The organism is Mesorhizobium opportunistum WSM2075 (assembly GCF_000176035.2).
GTDB lineage: Bacteria > Pseudomonadota > Alphaproteobacteria > Rhizobiales > Rhizobiaceae > Mesorhizobium > Mesorhizobium opportunistum.
Window position 1 is genome coordinate 4,319,471 of sequence record NC_015675.1, and the last position, 15,454, is coordinate 4,334,924.

The 15,454-nt window shown below is 60.9% G+C and carries 15 protein-coding genes; 14 read left to right on the forward strand and 1 reads right to left on the reverse strand.

All coding sequences use genetic code 11. From position 1 onward, the window contains the following. Nucleotides 1-4 precede the first annotated feature (4 nt). Complete coding sequence (locus MESOP_RS20765; RefSeq protein WP_013895305.1) at nucleotides 5-454, reverse strand: DUF4864 domain-containing protein; 450 nt, start codon at nucleotides 452-454, stop codon at nucleotides 5-7. Between the two features lie 245 nt (nucleotides 455-699). Here MESOP_RS20765 and MESOP_RS20770 point away from each other — a divergent pair, with 245 nt between their 5' ends. From MESOP_RS20770 to MESOP_RS20835, 14 genes are all read left to right on the forward strand, one after another. Continuing rightward, nucleotides 700-936: an Lrp/AsnC family transcriptional regulator gene (locus MESOP_RS20770; protein ID WP_010909609.1), complete on the forward strand. Its 237-nt coding sequence runs from the start codon at nucleotides 700-702 to the stop codon at nucleotides 934-936. 171 nt (nucleotides 937-1,107) lie between these two features. Continuing rightward, nucleotides 1,108-2,520: a circularly permuted type 2 ATP-grasp protein gene (locus MESOP_RS20775; RefSeq protein WP_041164205.1), complete on the forward strand. Its 1,413-nt coding sequence runs from the start codon at nucleotides 1,108-1,110 to the stop codon at nucleotides 2,518-2,520. Between the two features lie 183 nt (nucleotides 2,521-2,703). Continuing rightward, nucleotides 2,704-3,645 (forward strand): alpha-E domain-containing protein, encoded by a 942-nt coding sequence (locus MESOP_RS20780; protein ID WP_013895307.1) that lies wholly within the window; start codon nucleotides 2,704-2,706, stop codon nucleotides 3,643-3,645. 66 nt (nucleotides 3,646-3,711) lie between these two features. Beyond that, nucleotides 3,712-4,506 (forward strand): transglutaminase family protein, encoded by a 795-nt coding sequence (locus MESOP_RS20785; protein WP_013895308.1) that lies wholly within the window; start codon nucleotides 3,712-3,714, stop codon nucleotides 4,504-4,506. Between the two features lie 31 nt (nucleotides 4,507-4,537). Next, on the forward strand, nucleotides 4,538-5,269 hold the full coding sequence (locus MESOP_RS20790) for a proteasome-type protease (protein WP_013895309.1): 732 nt from the start codon (nucleotides 4,538-4,540) through the stop codon (nucleotides 5,267-5,269). Between the two features lie 110 nt (nucleotides 5,270-5,379). Continuing rightward, entirely contained in the window at nucleotides 5,380-6,792 is a 1,413-nt protein-coding gene (locus MESOP_RS20795; protein WP_013895310.1) for a pyridoxal phosphate-dependent decarboxylase family protein, read from the forward strand. A 129-nt stretch (nucleotides 6,793-6,921) separates the two neighbouring features. Continuing rightward, a complete protein-coding gene (locus MESOP_RS20800) occupies nucleotides 6,922-7,689 on the forward strand; it encodes a DeoR/GlpR family DNA-binding transcription regulator (RefSeq protein ID WP_013895311.1) in 768 nt (255 codons plus the stop codon). A 126-nt stretch (nucleotides 7,690-7,815) separates the two neighbouring features. Further along, on the forward strand, nucleotides 7,816-9,342 hold the full coding sequence (glpD, locus tag MESOP_RS20805) for a glycerol-3-phosphate dehydrogenase (RefSeq protein WP_013895312.1): 1,527 nt from the start codon (nucleotides 7,816-7,818) through the stop codon (nucleotides 9,340-9,342). A gap of 42 nt (nucleotides 9,343-9,384) precedes the next feature. After that, a complete protein-coding gene (locus MESOP_RS20810; protein WP_013895313.1) occupies nucleotides 9,385-10,464 on the forward strand; it encodes an ABC transporter ATP-binding protein in 1,080 nt (359 codons plus the stop codon). Nucleotides 10,465-10,474: 10 nt separating this feature from the next. Next, on the forward strand, nucleotides 10,475-11,542 hold the full coding sequence (locus MESOP_RS20815; RefSeq protein WP_013895314.1) for an ABC transporter ATP-binding protein: 1,068 nt from the start codon (nucleotides 10,475-10,477) through the stop codon (nucleotides 11,540-11,542). Then, nucleotides 11,543-12,409 carry a carbohydrate ABC transporter permease gene (locus MESOP_RS20820; protein ID WP_013895315.1) on the forward strand — a complete coding sequence of 289 codons (867 nt, stop codon included), beginning with the start codon at nucleotides 11,543-11,545 and terminating at the stop codon, nucleotides 12,407-12,409. Nucleotide 12,410: 1 nt separating this feature from the next. Then, nucleotides 12,411-13,328: a carbohydrate ABC transporter permease gene (locus MESOP_RS20825; protein WP_013895316.1), complete on the forward strand. Its 918-nt coding sequence runs from the start codon at nucleotides 12,411-12,413 to the stop codon at nucleotides 13,326-13,328. 2 nt (nucleotides 13,329-13,330) lie between these two features. Beyond that, nucleotides 13,331-13,618, forward strand: coding sequence for a DUF2160 domain-containing protein (locus MESOP_RS20830; protein WP_013895317.1), 288 nt, complete (start codon nucleotides 13,331-13,333; stop codon nucleotides 13,616-13,618). An 83-nt stretch (nucleotides 13,619-13,701) separates the two neighbouring features. Beyond that, the gene (locus MESOP_RS20835; protein WP_013895318.1) at nucleotides 13,702-15,426 is read left to right on the forward strand and encodes an ABC transporter substrate-binding protein; all 1,725 of its coding nucleotides are present in this window, start codon (nucleotides 13,702-13,704) and stop codon (nucleotides 15,424-15,426) included. The last annotated feature ends 28 nt before the right edge of the window (nucleotides 15,427-15,454 follow it).

Sequence of the window (15,454 nt, forward strand, 5' to 3'; positions counted from 1 at the left end):
AACTTCAGGTGCTCAGCGAATTCGACGCCCGCAAGCTGCAGCCGGTGATCTGGAACGTGCCGTCGGGCTGTTGCTGAAGCGTATAGACCGCCTCGTAGTTCTTGCCGTCGGGTCCGACGATCAGCACCTGCTGGATAATCGAACCCGGGCCAGTCTGCTCGACCTTGCCGAAGGCATAGGATTGTGGCCTGCGCACCGGCGGGTAGCCGTTGGTCACCATGTTCATGAAGGCGTCGATGGTCGGGAAGACCTGCTTCACGTTTGGCGCGGCGAAGCTGTAGGCCCTGGCGCCGTCATTGGCTATGAGGGCTTTCAACTGACCGTCGATAACAGCCTGGCCAGCCTTGATCTCGGCATCGCCGGCGAAGGCCCCTGATATGAAGATGGGTGACATGAAGATGGGCGACACGAAGATGAATGGAATGACTGCGAATGCGAAAAAAGCACGGCGCATGGCCTGTCTCCGTTGTCCCTCGAAAAGGTCTTCCCTCAAAATCGCTGTCCGAAGACGCATCATAATATACGCTTTGCGGGATATCGCGGTTTCAGCGATTGCGAATAATCGCAAAGGTGATAACCGAGCCACCGGAAGCCGCGGCCAAGGCTCGGGCCGGCTAAGGATGGATTCCAACGCTTGAAAGCCCGCCTCCAGTCTGCCAGAAGGGCCGCTTGGACTTGGACGTTTAGCGGGACGAAGCCATGAAGGCGTTTTTCGTGCAGATCAAATGCGAGCTGGGCAAATCCTATGAGGTTGCGAGCGCGCTTGCCGATGCCGAGATTGCCTCGGAGATCTACTCCACCGCCGGCAACTACGATCTGCTCGCCAAGTTCTATGTCGACGATGAGGAAGACGTCGGCCATTTCGTCAACGAGAAGGTGCAGATTCTCCCCGGCATCAAGGACACATTCACCGTCGTCACCTTCCGCGCATTCTAGCCGCCAAACGCTGTTGCCCGGGCAGGAGGCAAAGGCTGATCAAGGTCATATTGAGGCTGCCTCAATTTTAGGCAGGCGCAAGATACTGATCGCCCGCTTCCTCCAAATCACCGATTGCGCTTGATTTTCTCCGGCGAGGCCAGTGAAATGGTGTCACAGGGGAGTATGCGATTGGCAGCGTTCGATGAAATGCTTCCGGAAGTCTCCGGATTGAGAAGACCGTATTCGGCTTATGATCGCTGGCTGAAGGAGCAGGATCCAGCCAGACTTACCGAGAAGATGCAGGACGCCGAACGCGTCTTCCGCAAGACCGGCATAACCTTCGCCGTCTATGGCGAGCAGGAAGCCTCCGAACGGCTGATCCCTTTCGATATCGTTCCACGCATCATTTCAGGCAATGAGTGGCGGCGCCTGACGCAAGGCATCGAGCAGCGCGTGCAGGCGCTGAACGCCTTCCTCGACGATATCTACCATCGCCAGGAAATCCTGCGCGCCGGCCGCGTTCCCAGGGAATTGATCGCCAAGAACGAGGCGTTTTTGCCGGAAATGATCGGCGTGCGGCCACCGGCCGGCGTCTACACCCACATTATCGGCGTCGACATCGTCCGCATCAGCGAGGACGAATTCTACGTGCTGGAGGACAATGCGCGCACGCCATCCGGCGTCTCCTACATGCTGGAGAACCGCGAAACGATGATGCAGCTGTTTCCCGAGCTGTTCCAGAAGATCAAGGTGCGGCCGGTGGAGAACTATCCGCAGCTTCTGCGCCAGTCCCTGGCGGCGGTTCGCCCGCAAGGCACCAAGGGTGCGCCGACCATCGCGGTGCTGACGCCCGGCAGTTTCAATTCCGCCTATTTCGAACACGCTTTTCTCGCCGACCAGATGGGCGTGCAACTGGTCGAGGGGCAGGATCTGCGCGTGGTCGACGGCCATGTCGCGATGCGCACGACCGAGGGCTACAAGCAGATCGACGTGCTCTACCGCCGTGTCGACGATTCCTTCCTCGACCCGCTGACCTTCCGGCCGGATTCGGCACTTGGCGTGCCAGGCATCATGGATGTCTATCGTGCCGGCAACATCACCATCGCCAATGCGCCGGGCACCGGCATCGCCGACGACAAGGCGATCTATTCCTACATGCCCGAGATCGTCGAATTCTACACTGGCCGCAAGGCGATCCTCGGCAACATCCCGACCTGGCGCTGTTCGGAAGCGGACAGCCTGAAATACGTGCTCGAGCACATCCACGAACTGGTGATCAAGGAAGTGCATGGCTCGGGCGGCTACGGCATGCTGGTCGGGCCGGCGGCGACCAAGAAGGAATGCCAGGATTTCGCCAAGAAGCTGGCGGCAAAACCTTCCAACTACATCGCGCAGCCCACTCTGGCGCTGTCGACCTGTCCGATCCTGACCGACAAGGGCCTGGCGCCGCGCCATGTCGATCTCCGGCCTTACGTGCTGGTGTCCGACCGCATCCAGATCGTGCCCGGCGGGCTGACCCGTGTCGCGTTGAAGGAAGGCTCGCTGGTGGTCAATTCCTCGCAAGGCGGCGGCACGAAGGACACCTGGGTGCTGGATGATTGAGAGAGCGAATAGGCAGTAGGCAGTAGGCAGTAGGCAGTAGGCAGTAGGCAGTAGGCAGTAGGCAGTAGGGAATAGTCAGTAGTGAGTATAAGAGGGGACCGGGAAATGCCATATTCCATTGAGATTCAAGCGCTTACTATTCTCTACTCACTATTCCCTACTCACTAGCCCGAAGGGCCTCCCATGCTTCTCGGCCGCACCGCCAACGGGCTCTACTGGATGAACCGCTATATCGAGCGGGCTGAAAACATGGCGCGGCTGGTCGATGCCGGGTTGCGCATGGCGCTGACCCGCACGCAAAGCGCGTCGGAAGAGTGGAATTCGGTGCTGCTCAGCGCCGGCTCGGATGTCACCTTCACGCAGAAATACCAAGACTATACGGCCGCCAACGTCTCCGATTTCCTGCTTCGCGATACGTCGAACCCTTCGAGCACGATGTCGTCGATCGAGACGGCCCGCAACAATGCGCGCATGGTGCGCACCGCGCTGACGCGCGAGACGTGGGAAAGCATCAACGAAGCCTGGATGGCGCTGAAGCGGATGCTGGCAAGGCCGATCGACGAGCGCGACCTGCCGACCGTCCTCGACGCGATCAAGCGCGAAACGGCGCTGATCCGCGGCTCGTTCTACGGCACCATGCTGCGCAACGAGATTTTCGATTTTTCGCAGCTCGGCACCTATGTCGAGCGCGCCGACAACACGGCGCGCATCCTCGACGTGAAATATTACGTGCTGTTGCCGTCGATTTCCTGGGTCGGCTCGACACTCGACAACTACCAGTGGGAATCGATCCTGCGCTCGGTGTCGGCGCATCGCTCCTACCGCTGGGTCTACGACGCCGACTACAAGCCGACCAACATCGCCGATTACCTGATCCTCAATGTGCGCATGCCGCGTTCGCTGACCTTCTGCTATCGCTTCCTGTCGGAGCATCTGAAATTTCTTGGCGACGACTATGGCGAGCGGCATGCCTGCCACGCCACGGCGGACAAAACACAGGCGATGCTGAGGGCCGGATCGATCAAGGATATATTCGACACCGGCCTGCACGAGTTCCTGGCGGGGTTCATTCGCGACAACACCAGGCTCGGCGACGAGATCGCGCAGGATTACCGGTTTTATTGAGCATGATCCCGCAAAGTGGAAACCGGTTTGCGGACAAGATCATGCTTACAAACGGAAAATGACGCCATGCGGCTCAAGATCACCCACCGGACGGAATACCGCTACGATGCGCCGGTGCAATATCTGCTCCAGAGGCTGCGGCTGCTTCCGGTGAGCGGGCCGACACAGACGGTGCTGTCCTGGGCGCTGAAGGTCGAAGGTGCGCGCGAGGAAGTGCGATTTACCGACCACTATGGCAATGACAACCGGCTGCTGAGCGTCGAGGGTGACCGCGACTTCATCACGGTCGAGGCATCGGGCGAGGCGGTGACACGCGACACAGCGGGCGTCTGCGGACCACACCAGGGCTTTGCGCCGCTTTGGCTGTTCGCGCAGGAGACGACCTTGACTACGATCGGCGACGGTATCCGCGAGCTTGCCGAGACGGTCGGCAAGGGGACCGACATCGAAAGGCTGCATCGGCTGATGGCCATCATCTGCGAACGCGTCGCCTATACGCCGGGCACTACCAACGCGACGACGTCGGCGGAAGAAGCCCTGGCGCTTAAGACCGGGGTCTGCCAGGACCATGGCCACATCTTCGCCGCCGCCGCGCGTGCGATGGGATTTCCGGCCCGCTATGTCAGCGGCTATCTGATGATGGACGCCGCTGTCGAGCAGGCGGCAAGCCACGCCTGGGCCGAAGCCCATGTCCCGGGCCTCGGCTGGGTTGCCTTCGACCCCGCCAACGGTATCTCTCCCGACGAACGCTATGTGAAGGTGGCCACCGGTCGCGACTACCGCGACGCCTCACCGGTGTCGGGAATTCGGCTGGGGCAGGCGGAAGAACTGCTTGCGGTCACCGTCACGGTAGAGCAGTAATCCCGCAAGGATTGGTGCCAGAAGAGATTCCATGACATATTGCGTCGGCCTGAAGATCGATCGCGGGCTCGTGTTCATGTCGGACACGCGCACCAATGCGGGTATGGATTCGATCTCGACCTTCAAGAAGATGCATGTCTGGGAAGAGCCCGGCGAGCGCGTCATCGTCTTGATGTCGGCCGGCAATCTGGCGACGACACAGGCCGTGGTCAGCCTGCTCGACGAGCGCACCAAGGCCGTGGCTGACCGCCATGCAACGCTGCTCGAAACGCCGTCCATGTATCAGACGGTGCGGCTGGTCGGGGACACCGTCAAGGAAGTGATCGCGCACTCTTCGCCCGCGGGCGAGAAGGCCGATTCCTATTTCAACGCCTCCTTCATCCTGGGTGGCCAGATCAAGGGCAGCCCGCCGCGCCTGTTCATGATCTATCCAGAAGGCAATTTCATCGAGTCCACCGACGACACGCCGTTCTTCCAGATCGGCGAGACCAAATACGGCAAGCCGATCATCATCCGTGCCTATGAGCGGACGATGAGCCTCGCCGAGACGGTGAAGCTGCTGCTGGTTTCCTTCGATTCGACGCTGAAGTCGAACCTGTCGGTCGGCCTGCCGCTCGATCTGCTTTTCCTGGAGAATGATGCCTTCAAGGTTGGCCTGAGGAAGCGGATCGGCCAGGACGACCAGTATTATCGCACGATCTCCGATGGCTGGTCGAATGCGTTGAAGACGGCCTTTGCCAGCCTGCCGGATTTTCCTGGCTAGGGTGAGTGCGGCAGGCGTCAGCCGTTGCATATGCTTCACGTGTTAATTAGTAATGGATTTTGAAGGCCGGGCGAAGAGTGCCGGCATTACGATCGTGTCGGGAGGACAAGATGAACAACAATGATTTCCGGCGATGGTCGCAACGCGCCGCCGACTGGGGCGCCGACTATCGCGACACATTGCGCGAGCGGCCGGTGCGGCCGCTGGTCGAGCCGGGCGACATCTTCAGGAGCATAGAAGCCTCGCCGCCCGAAGACGCCGAACCGATGGACAGGATCTTCGCCGATTTCGAGGAGAAGATCGTGCCGGGGATGACGCATTGGCAGCATCCGCGTTTCTTCGCCTATTTCCCGGCCAACGCCGCGCCGGTCTCGGTGGTGGCGGAGTACCTGGTGTCGGCGATGGCCGCGCAATGCATGCTCTGGCAGACCTCGCCGGCTGCGACCGAACTCGAGACGCGCACCGTCGACTGGATGCGCCAGGCGCTCGGCCTGCCGCAGGGCTTTTCCGGCGCGATCCAGGATTCGGCCTCGTCGGCGACACTGAACGCGGTGCTGACCATGCGCGAGCGGGCGCTGGACTGGCAAGGCAACAAAAAGGGGCTGGCCGGGCAGGAGCGGTTGCGCATCTATTCCTCCGACCAGGTGCACACCTCCATCGACCGGGCGATCTGGGTGTCGGGTATCGGCGAGGACAATCTGGTGCGCATTCCGGTCGCCGGCCGTTTTCGTGCCATGGATACTTCGGCTCTCGAAGCGGCGATCATCGCCGACCGGCAAGCCGGCATGCTGCCGGCGGGGATCATCGCTTGCGTTGGCGGCACCAGCACCGGCGGTACCGATGACATTGCCGCGGTCGCCGAGGTGGCGCGGCGGCATGGGCTTTATCTTCATGTCGACGCGGCATGGGCGGGGTCGGCGATGATCTGTCCTGAGTACCGGCATTTCTGGACCGGCGTCGAAGGCGCCGATTCGATCGTCTTCAATCCGCACAAATGGCTGGGCGCGCAATTCGACTGCTCCATCCAGTTCCTGCGCGATCCCGAAAGCCATGTCAGGACGCTGGCCATTAAGCCGGACTATCTGAAGACCCATGGTCACGACGGCATCATCAACTACTCCGAATGGTCGGTGCCGCTCGGGCGGCGCTTCCGCGCGCTGAAATTGTGGTTCCTGCTGCGCGCTCACGGGCTGGAAAACCTGCGCACGATGATCCGCAACCATGTCGCCTGGAGCGAAGGCCTCGCCGCGCGGCTGGCCAAAGAGGCAGATTTCGAGATCGTCAGCCAGCCGATGCTCTCGCTGTTCTCGTTCCGGCACGAGGCGGCCCCGGACGCCAATTCCGACGAACACAATCTGCGGCTGGTCAATGCGATCAACGACGACGGCCGCATCTACCTGACACAGACGAGGGTCGATGGACGGGTGGCGATCCGCTTCCAGGTTGGTCAGTTCGAGGCGACGGCTGGCGACGTCGATGCCGCTTTCGCGGTCATCACCGAAGTCGCGCGCGCCATGTCCTAATCAAGGCTGTTCCGGATTGCGCAGGAGTTTGTCTTTGCAATCATGTGATTTTCGTTAGCCGGCTTGTGCCTTTTCATCGGTTTCGTTTTCAACTATGCTCAAGAAAAACGAAAACGGGAGCTTGCCCAAATGTATCTATCGCCGCGCCATGCCGAAATCGTCCAGATGGCCAAGGATAATGGGCGCGTGCTGGTCGACGACCTGGCAACGCATTTCAATGTGACGCCGCAAACCATCCGCAAGGACCTCAACGACCTCTGCGACCAGCGGCTGCTTTCGCGCATCCATGGCGGCGCGTTGTTTCCCTCGGGCATAGAGAACATGGAGTATGAGGCGCGGCGCAAGATTGCCGCCGAAGAGAAGGAGGCGATCGGACGCGCGGCGGCCAAGCTGATCCCCGACAACGCTTCGCTGTTCATCAACATAGGCACCACGACGGAGTCGGTCAGCAAGGCTTTGCTCGACCACAACGGCCTGATGGTGATCACCAATAACATCAATGTTGCCAATAGGATGCGCATATATCCTTCGATCGAGGTGGTGATTGCCGGCGGGGTGGTGCGCGGCTCCGATGGCGGTGTCGTGGGTGAAGCGGCGGTCGATTTCATCAGGCAATTCAAGGTCGACTATGCCGTGATCGGCGCCTCGGCGATCGACCATGACGGCGCCTTGCTCGATTTCGATTTTCGCGAGGTGAAGGTGGCGCAAGCGATTATCGCCAACGCAAGACATGTCATCCTGGTTTCCGACCAGACCAAATTCGAACGCACCGCGCCTGTGCGCATCGGCCATCTGTCGCAGGTCAACACCTTCATCACCGATCGCTGCGACATTCCTTCGGTGCGCAAGATCTGCCAGGAGGCAGAGGTTCAACTGATCGAGACATCGCTCGGCTAAGAGGTTTCACGGCCGTCTCACAGGCTCGCGATATTTCGTTTGACATTCGTTATCAGTTCGAAATAATTCCACCACGGTTTCGCAAAAGACCCAAAATGGTGCAATGCGAAATCGTGGAGGAGCTAAGTGGACGCATCTTCAATCCGTGACATTTTCGTCATAGGTGGCGGCATCAACGGCTGCGGCATCGCCCGCGATGCCGTCGGTCGTGGCTTTTCGGTTTTTCTCGCCGAGATGAACGATCTCGCCAGCGGAACATCCTCCGGTTCGACCAAGTTGATCCATGGCGGGCTGCGCTATCTCGAATTCTACGAATTTCGCCTGGTGCGCGAGGCGCTCATGGAACGCGAGGTTCTGTGGAAGAACGCCCCGCACATCATCTGGCCGATGCGCTTCGTGCTGCCCTATGCCAAGGGCCTGCGCCCGGCCTGGCTGATCCGGCTCGGCCTGTTCCTCTACGACCATATTGGCGGGCGCAAATTGCTGCCGGCGACCAGGACGCTCGACATGGCGAGCGACCCGGCGGGCAAGCCCTTGAAGCCATTGTTCAAGAAGGCTTTCGAATATTCGGATGGCTGGGTCAATGATGCACGCCTGGTGGCGCTCAATGCACGCGATGCCGCCGACCGCGGCGCGACGATCCGAACCCGCACCAAGGTGGTCGAGGCACGCCGCGAAGGTGGCATCTGGGCGATCAAGATCGAGAACCTGCAGACAGGCGCGACCGAGGAGATCAAGGCAAGGCTGCTGGTCAATGCTGCCGGTCCATGGGTCGATCATGTCCTGTCCGGCGTCGTCGGCCAGAACGATGTCCACAATGTCCGCCTCGTGCAGGGCAGTCACATCGTCATCGCCAAGAAATTCGACGATCCGCGCGCCTATTTCTTCCAGAACAGGGATGGGCGCATCATCTTCGCCATTCCCTATGAGGAAGAGTTCACGCTGATCGGCACCACCGACCGGGACTATCCCGGCGATCCGCACGACGTGAAGATCAGCGACACCGAGATCGACTATCTCTGCGCCGCGGCCAGCGAGTATTTCGCGCAACCGGTGAAGCGCTCGGACATTGTCTGGACCTATTCGGCGGTTCGCCCGCTCTATGATGACGGCGCCTCCAAGGCGCAGGAAGCAACTCGCGACTATGTGCTGAAGGCCGATGGCGGCGACGGCGCGGCCCCGATCGTCAACGCTTTCGGCGGCAAGATCACCACCTACCGCCGGCTGTCGGAATCGATGCTGGAAAAGATCGAAGGTTTTCTCGGCAAGCGCGGCAAGCCATGGACCGCCAACGCGCCACTGCCTGGGGGTGACTTCCCCGCCACCGGTTTCGACGCGCAGGTGGCAAAGCTGAAGGCGGCCTATGCGTTCCTCGACGCGCGCCTTGCCCGCCGGCTGACCCGGCTTTACGGGACGCGTGCACAGGTCCTGCTCGGCCTTGCCAAGTCGAATGCCGATCTCGGCCGCAATTTCGGCGGCGATCTCTACGAGGCCGAAGTGCGTTATCTCGTTGAAAACGAATGGGCTATCACGGCGGAAGACGTGCTGTGGCGGCGAACCAAGCGCGGCCTGCATCTTGGCCGCGAGCAGGTTTCCGCACTCGATGAATTCATGCGTGGCATAAGCCGGCGGCACGTCGCGGCCGCTGAATGAAGAGGTTTTTGAGCTGATGCGGAAAGCCTGGGAGGAGGCGTCATGCTGGAACTGAGGAACGTCACCAAGACGGTCGGTGCGATCGAGCACATCCGCGACGTGTCGCTGACGCTTCAGCACGGCTCGCTCAACGTCCTGCTCGGACCAACACTTTCAGGCAAGACCAGCCTGATGCGGCTGATGGCCGGCCTCGATGTGCCGACTTCCGGCTCGGTCTGGTTCGATGGCCAGAATGTCACCGGCATGCCGGTCCAGAAGCGCAAGATCGCCATGGTCTACCAGCAGTTCATCAACTATCCCGCGATGACGGTCTATGAGAACATCGCCTCGCCGCTGCGGGTGGCCGGCATCGAGCAGGCCAGGATCGACAGCCAGGTGCGGGAAGCCGCCGCATTGCTGAAACTGACGCCCTATCTCGACCGCACGCCGCTCAACCTGTCTGGCGGCCAGCAGCAGCGCACCGCATTGGCGCGCGCCATCGTCAAGAATGCCAGCCTGGTGCTGCTCGATGAGCCGCTCGCCAATCTCGACTACAAGCTGCGCGAGGAATTGCGCGCCGAACTGCCGAGGATTTTTGCCGCCGCCGGCACCATCTTCGTTTACGCCACGACCGAGCCGCACGAGGCGTTGCTGCTCGGCGGCAACACCGCGACGCTATCGGAAGGCCAGATCACCCAGTTCGGGCCGACCATCGATGTGTTCCGCAAGCCGGTCGACCTGGTGACGGCCAAGACGTTCGCCGATCCGCCGCTCAACACCATCGTGCTGGCCAAGAAAGGCGCCGACTTCCTGCTCGAGGGCGGGGTCAAGCTGCCGGTGCCGCCCGAACTCGTCGGCATTGCCGATGCGAACTACACGGTTGGTTTTCAACCGCACCATCTTTCGCTCGAACGGCCCAATGCCCTGGCAGTGCCGGTGCGAGCCAAGGTCACCATCACAGAAATCACTGGGTCGGAGAGTTTCATCCATCTCGACTTCGCCGATGCACGCTGGGTCATGCTGTCTCACGGCATCCTCGATTTCGAGCCCGATGATGCGATCGATGTGTTTATCGACCCGCGTCACATCATGGTTTTCGACGAGCACGGCCGCGCCGTGACGGCACCGAAGCTGGCGGCTTGAGGAGGGCGATATGGCGCGCATCAACGTCAACCATGTCAGGCATTCCTACCTGCCGAACCCGCGAACGGATGCCGATTTCGCGCTACGCGAAGTGCATCACACCTTCGAGGACGGCGGCGCCTATGCGCTGCTCGGGCCTTCCGGCTGCGGCAAGACCACGCTGCTCAATATCATTTCGGGCCTGCTGCATCCCTCGCACGGCCAGCTGCTGTTCAACGGCAGGGATGTCACCACCCTGTCGACCCAGGAACGCAACATCGCGCAGGTGTTCCAGTTCCCGGTCATCTACGACACCATGACCGTCTACGACAATCTGGCGTTCCCGCTGCGCAATCGCGGCGTGCCGGAAGCCGACGTCGACCGCAAGGTGCGCGAGACGCTGGAGATGATCGACCTGTCGTCCTGGGCGAAGAAGAAGGCGAGGGGTCTGACCGCCGACCAGAAGCAGAAGATATCGCTCGGCCGCGGGCTGGTGCGCTCCGATGTCAACGCCATCCTGTTCGACGAGCCGCTGACCGTCATCGATCCGCACATGAAGTGGGTGCTGCGTTCACAGCTCAAGCAGCTTCACCGCCGCTTCGGCTACACCATGGTCTATGTCACGCACGACCAGACCGAGGCGCTGACCTTCGCCGACCAGGTGGTGGTCATGTATGATGGCGGCATCGTCCAGATCGGCACGCCGGCGGAACTTTTCGAGCGGCCGCGCCATACCTTCGTCGGCTATTTCATTGGGTCGCCGGGCATGAACGTCATGCCGGTGGCGATCGAAGGCAGGACGGCAATGCTCGGTTCGCAACGGATCGAATTGCCGGGCGCGCCCAAAGCCGGCAGCGGCGCAGTCGAACTCGGCATCCGTCCTGAATATGTGCGGCTCGGTCGCGACGGCATGGCTGTCTCGATCAGCAAGGTCGAAGACGTCGGTCGCCACAAGGTGGTGCGCGCCAAACTGGAAGGCCGGGACATCGCGGCCGTGATCGGCGAGGACGAAACGGTTCCGGCTGAACCGAAGGTGCGGTTCGATCCGGCCGGCATCAACATCTATGCCGATTCCTGGCGTGTCGAGATGGGGGCATAGATGGACAAGACCTGGAACAACAAGGCCTGGTTTCTGGTGCTGCCGGTGCTGGTGCTGGTGGCCTTCACCGCTGTCGTCCCGCTGATGACCGTCGTCAACTATTCGGTGCAGGACACGTTCGGCAACAATGTCTTCACCTGGGCCGGCACCGAATGGTTCGAGGAATTGCTTTCGTCCAGCCGCTTCTGGGAAGCGATGGTGCGCAACCTGATCTTCTCCTTCATCATCCTGGCAATCGAGGTGCCGCTCGGCATTTTCATCGCGCTCAACATGCCGAAAAAGGGCTGGGGCGTTCCTGTCTGCCTGGTTTTGATGTCGCTGCCGCTGCTGATCCCGTGGAACGTCGTCGGCACCATCTGGCAGGTGTTCGGACGCAACGACATCGGCCTGCTGGGCTATTATCTCAACGCGATCGGCATCGACTACAATTACGTGCAGGATCCGTTCGACGCCTGGGTGACGATCATCGTCATGGACGTTTGGCACTGGACCAGCCTCGTCGTGCTGCTCTGCTATGCCGGCCTGGTCTCGATCCCGGATGCCTTCTATCAGGCGGCCAAGATCGACGGCGCCTCGCGCTGGGCGGTGTTCCGCTACATCCAGTTGCCGAAGATGCAGCGCGTGCTTCTGATCGCCGTGCTGCTGCGCTTCATGGACAGTTTCATGATCTACACCGAACCCTTCGTCGTCACCGGCGGCGGGCCGGGCAATTCGACGACATTCCTGTCGATCGACCTCGTCAAGACCGCACTCGGCCAATTCGACCTTGGGCCGGCGGCGGCCATGTCGCTGGTCTACTTCCTCATCATCCTGTTGTTGTCATGGGTGTTCTACACCGTGATGACCAACTACGACGCGGAGCGCTGAGATGGGCCGCGCCAACGAGACGACGACGGAGCGTGACCGGGTGAGCCAGGTTTCAGAAGGGCTCTCAAGCGCGCTGTCGCAGAGCGAAATCGATCGGCGCATGCGCCGGCGCGGCGAGGAATCGCGCTGGTGGTGGATCGTGCCGACGCTTTACATCATCGTGTTGCTGCTGCCGATCTACTGGCTCATCAACATGAGCTTCAAGACCAATGCCGAGATCGTCAATTCGCTGACGCTCTATCCGCATCAGCCTACGATCGCCAATTACGTCACCATCTTCACCCAGAAGGCGTGGTATTCCGGCTACATCAACTCGATCACCTATGTCGTCATGAACATGGTGATTTCGGTGTCCGTGGCGTTGCCGGCTGCCTACGCCTTCTCGCGCTATCGTTTTCTTGGCGACAAGCATCTGTTCTTCTGGCTTTTGACCAACCGCATGGCGCCGCCGGCGGTGTTTGCACTGCCGTTCTTCCAGCTCTATTCCGCCTTCGGCCTCATTGACACGCATATCGCAGTGGCGCTGGCGCACTGCCTGTTCAACGTGCCGCTGGCGGTGTGGATCCTCGAGGGCTTCATGTCGGGCGTGCCGAAGGAAATCGACGAGACCGCCTATATCGACGGTTATTCGTTCCCGCGCTTCTTCGTAAAAATCTTCATGCCGCTGATCGCCAGCGGCATCGGCGTCGCCTGCTTTTTCTGCTTCATGTTCTCGTGGGTCGAGCTGCTGATCGCCCGCACGCTGACCACGACAGACGCCAAGCCGATCGCCGCCACAATGACCCGTACCGTCTCGGCATCGGGCATGGACTGGGGGCTGCTGGCCGCAGCCGGCGTGCTGACGCTGATCCCCGGCGCGCTCGTGATCTGGTTCGTGCGAAATTATATCGCCAAGGGCTTCGCCCTGGGGAGGGTTTGACCATGAACCTCGACTTCTCCTGGATGGCGTGGACCTGGCCGACGGCCGCCTTTTTCGCCGTCATCGTGCTGCTTCTGGTCGGGATGGGCGCTTGGGAATACGCCTCTCCGGGCGGCAATCCGCGCGTCGGCGTGCTGCGCTTCGAGACGACGCGCGGCGACCGTCTTTTCCTGTCGCTGCTTGGCAGCGCCTTTATCCATCTCGCTTGGCTGGGTCTTGTCGGACCCAACCTGTGGTGGGCTCTCGCTCTCTCCGTAGCCTACGCCATCGGCGTGTTCCGCTACGTATAGAGGGGGAAACTGTTGAAGCGGCCGCGTACCGGCGGCCGCTTCAGATCGCACTTGAAATCTTTTCAAAATGTGGAGGAAACACAATGCGACGGCAATTTCTAACATCGACGACCGCGCTTGTCCTATTGCTCGGGGCAGGCAATGCGTATGCCGGAATGGACGAGGCCAAGGCCTTCCTGGACAAGGAAATAGGCGACGTCTCGACGCTTTCCCGTGCCGACCAGGAAAAGCAAATGCAGTGGTTTATCGACGCGGCCAAGCCCTTCGCCGGCATGGACATCAAGGTCGTGTCGGAAACCTTGACCACGCACCAGTACGAGTCTCAGGTGCTGGCGCCGGCCTTTACCGCCATTACCGGCATCAAGGTCACGCATGACGTCATCCAGGAAGGCGACGTCGTCGAAAAGATTCAGACCCAGATGCAAACCGGCCAGAACATCTACGACGGCTGGGTCAACGATTCGGATCTGATCGGCACGCACTGGCGCTACCAGCAGGTGCGCAACCTGACCGACTGGATGGCGGGCGAAGGCAAGGACGTCACCGATCCCATGCTGGACGTCGACGACTTCATCGGCACCAAGTTCACCACCGCGCCGGACAAGAAGCTTTACCAGCTCCCCGACCAGCAGTTCGCGAACCTCTATTGGTTCCGCTACGACTGGTTCAACGATGAGAAGAACAAGGCCGACTTCAAGGCCAAATACGGCTACGATCTCGGCGTCCCGGTCAACTGGTCGGCCTATGAGGACATCGCTGCGTTCTTCACCGGCCGCGACGTCGACGGCAAGAAGGTCTATGGCCACATGGACTACGGCAAGAAGGATCCGTCGCTCGGCTGGCGGTTCACCGACGCCTGGCTGTCGATGGCCGGCAACGGCGACAAGGGCCTGCCGAATGGCGTGCCGGTCGACGAATGGGGCATCAAGGTCGATGCGAATTCACGGCCTGTCGGCTCGTGCACGGCACGCGGCGGCGACACCAATGGACCAGCATCGGTCTACGCCATCCAGAAGTATCTTGACTGGCTGAAAGCCTATGCGCCGCCGGAAGCTCAGGGCATGACCTTCTCCGAATCCGGTCCGGTGCCGTCGCAAGGCAATGTTGCCCAGCAGATCTTCTGGTACACCGCCTTCACAGCCGACATGGTCAAGCCGGGCCTGCCGGTCATGAACGAGGACGGTACGCCGAAGTGGCGTATGGCGCCATCGCCGCACGGCTCCTACTGGAAGGACGGCATGAAGCTCGGCTATCAGGACGTCGGCTCCTGGACGCTGATGAAGTCCACGCCGACCGACCGCGCCAAGGCCGCCTGGCTTTATGCGCAGTTCGTGACCTCCAAGACCGTCGACGTGAAGAAGAGCCAGGTTGGCCTGACCTTCATTCGCGACTCCACCATCCACGACAAGAGCTTCACCGAACGTGCGCCGAAGCTCGGTGGTCTGATCGAGTTCTACCGCTCGCCGGCCCGTGTGCAGTGGACGCCGACCGGCACCAACGTGCCGGATTATCCGAAGCTGGCGCAGCTCTGGTGGCAGAACATCGGCGACGCATCCTCGGGTGCCAAGACGCCGCAGGAAGCCATGGATTCGCTCTGCGCCGATCAGGAAAAGGTCATGAGCCGTATCGAGAAATCCGGTGTCCAGGGCGACATCGGGCCGAAGATGGCCGAAGAGCACGATCTGGCCTACTGGAATGCCGACGCGGTCAAGGCCGGCAATCTCGCCCCTCAGCTGAAGCTCGAGCAGGAGAAAGACAAGCCGATCACCATCAACTACGACGAACTGGTGAAGAGCTGGCAGAAATAGGACTGTCTATGCGGGCGCTCGCGCCCGT

Bases quoted from the DNA above. Each gene is read 5' to 3' on its own strand.
- MESOP_RS20765 (WP_013895305.1), bottom strand. From the start codon at position 454: ATGCGCCGTGCTTTTTTCGCATTCGCAGTCATTCCATTCATCTTCGTG.
- MESOP_RS20770 (WP_010909609.1), top strand. From the start codon at position 700: ATGAAGGCGTTTTTCGTGCAGATCAAATGCGAGCTGGGCAAATCCTAT.
- MESOP_RS20780 (WP_013895307.1), top strand. From the start codon at position 2,704: ATGCTTCTCGGCCGCACCGCCAACGGGCTCTACTGGATGAACCGCTAT.
- MESOP_RS20785 (WP_013895308.1), top strand. From the start codon at position 3,712: ATGCGGCTCAAGATCACCCACCGGACGGAATACCGCTACGATGCGCCG.
- MESOP_RS20790 (WP_013895309.1), top strand. From the start codon at position 4,538: ATGACATATTGCGTCGGCCTGAAGATCGATCGCGGGCTCGTGTTCATG.
- MESOP_RS20795 (WP_013895310.1), top strand. From the start codon at position 5,380: ATGAACAACAATGATTTCCGGCGATGGTCGCAACGCGCCGCCGACTGG.
- MESOP_RS20800 (WP_013895311.1), top strand. From the start codon at position 6,922: ATGTATCTATCGCCGCGCCATGCCGAAATCGTCCAGATGGCCAAGGAT.
- MESOP_RS20810 (WP_013895313.1), top strand. From the start codon at position 9,385: ATGCTGGAACTGAGGAACGTCACCAAGACGGTCGGTGCGATCGAGCAC.
- MESOP_RS20815 (WP_013895314.1), top strand. From the start codon at position 10,475: ATGGCGCGCATCAACGTCAACCATGTCAGGCATTCCTACCTGCCGAAC.
- MESOP_RS20820 (WP_013895315.1), top strand. From the start codon at position 11,543: ATGGACAAGACCTGGAACAACAAGGCCTGGTTTCTGGTGCTGCCGGTG.
- MESOP_RS20825 (WP_013895316.1), top strand. From the start codon at position 12,411: ATGGGCCGCGCCAACGAGACGACGACGGAGCGTGACCGGGTGAGCCAG.
- MESOP_RS20830 (WP_013895317.1), top strand. From the start codon at position 13,331: ATGAACCTCGACTTCTCCTGGATGGCGTGGACCTGGCCGACGGCCGCC.
- MESOP_RS20835 (WP_013895318.1), top strand. From the start codon at position 13,702: ATGCGACGGCAATTTCTAACATCGACGACCGCGCTTGTCCTATTGCTC.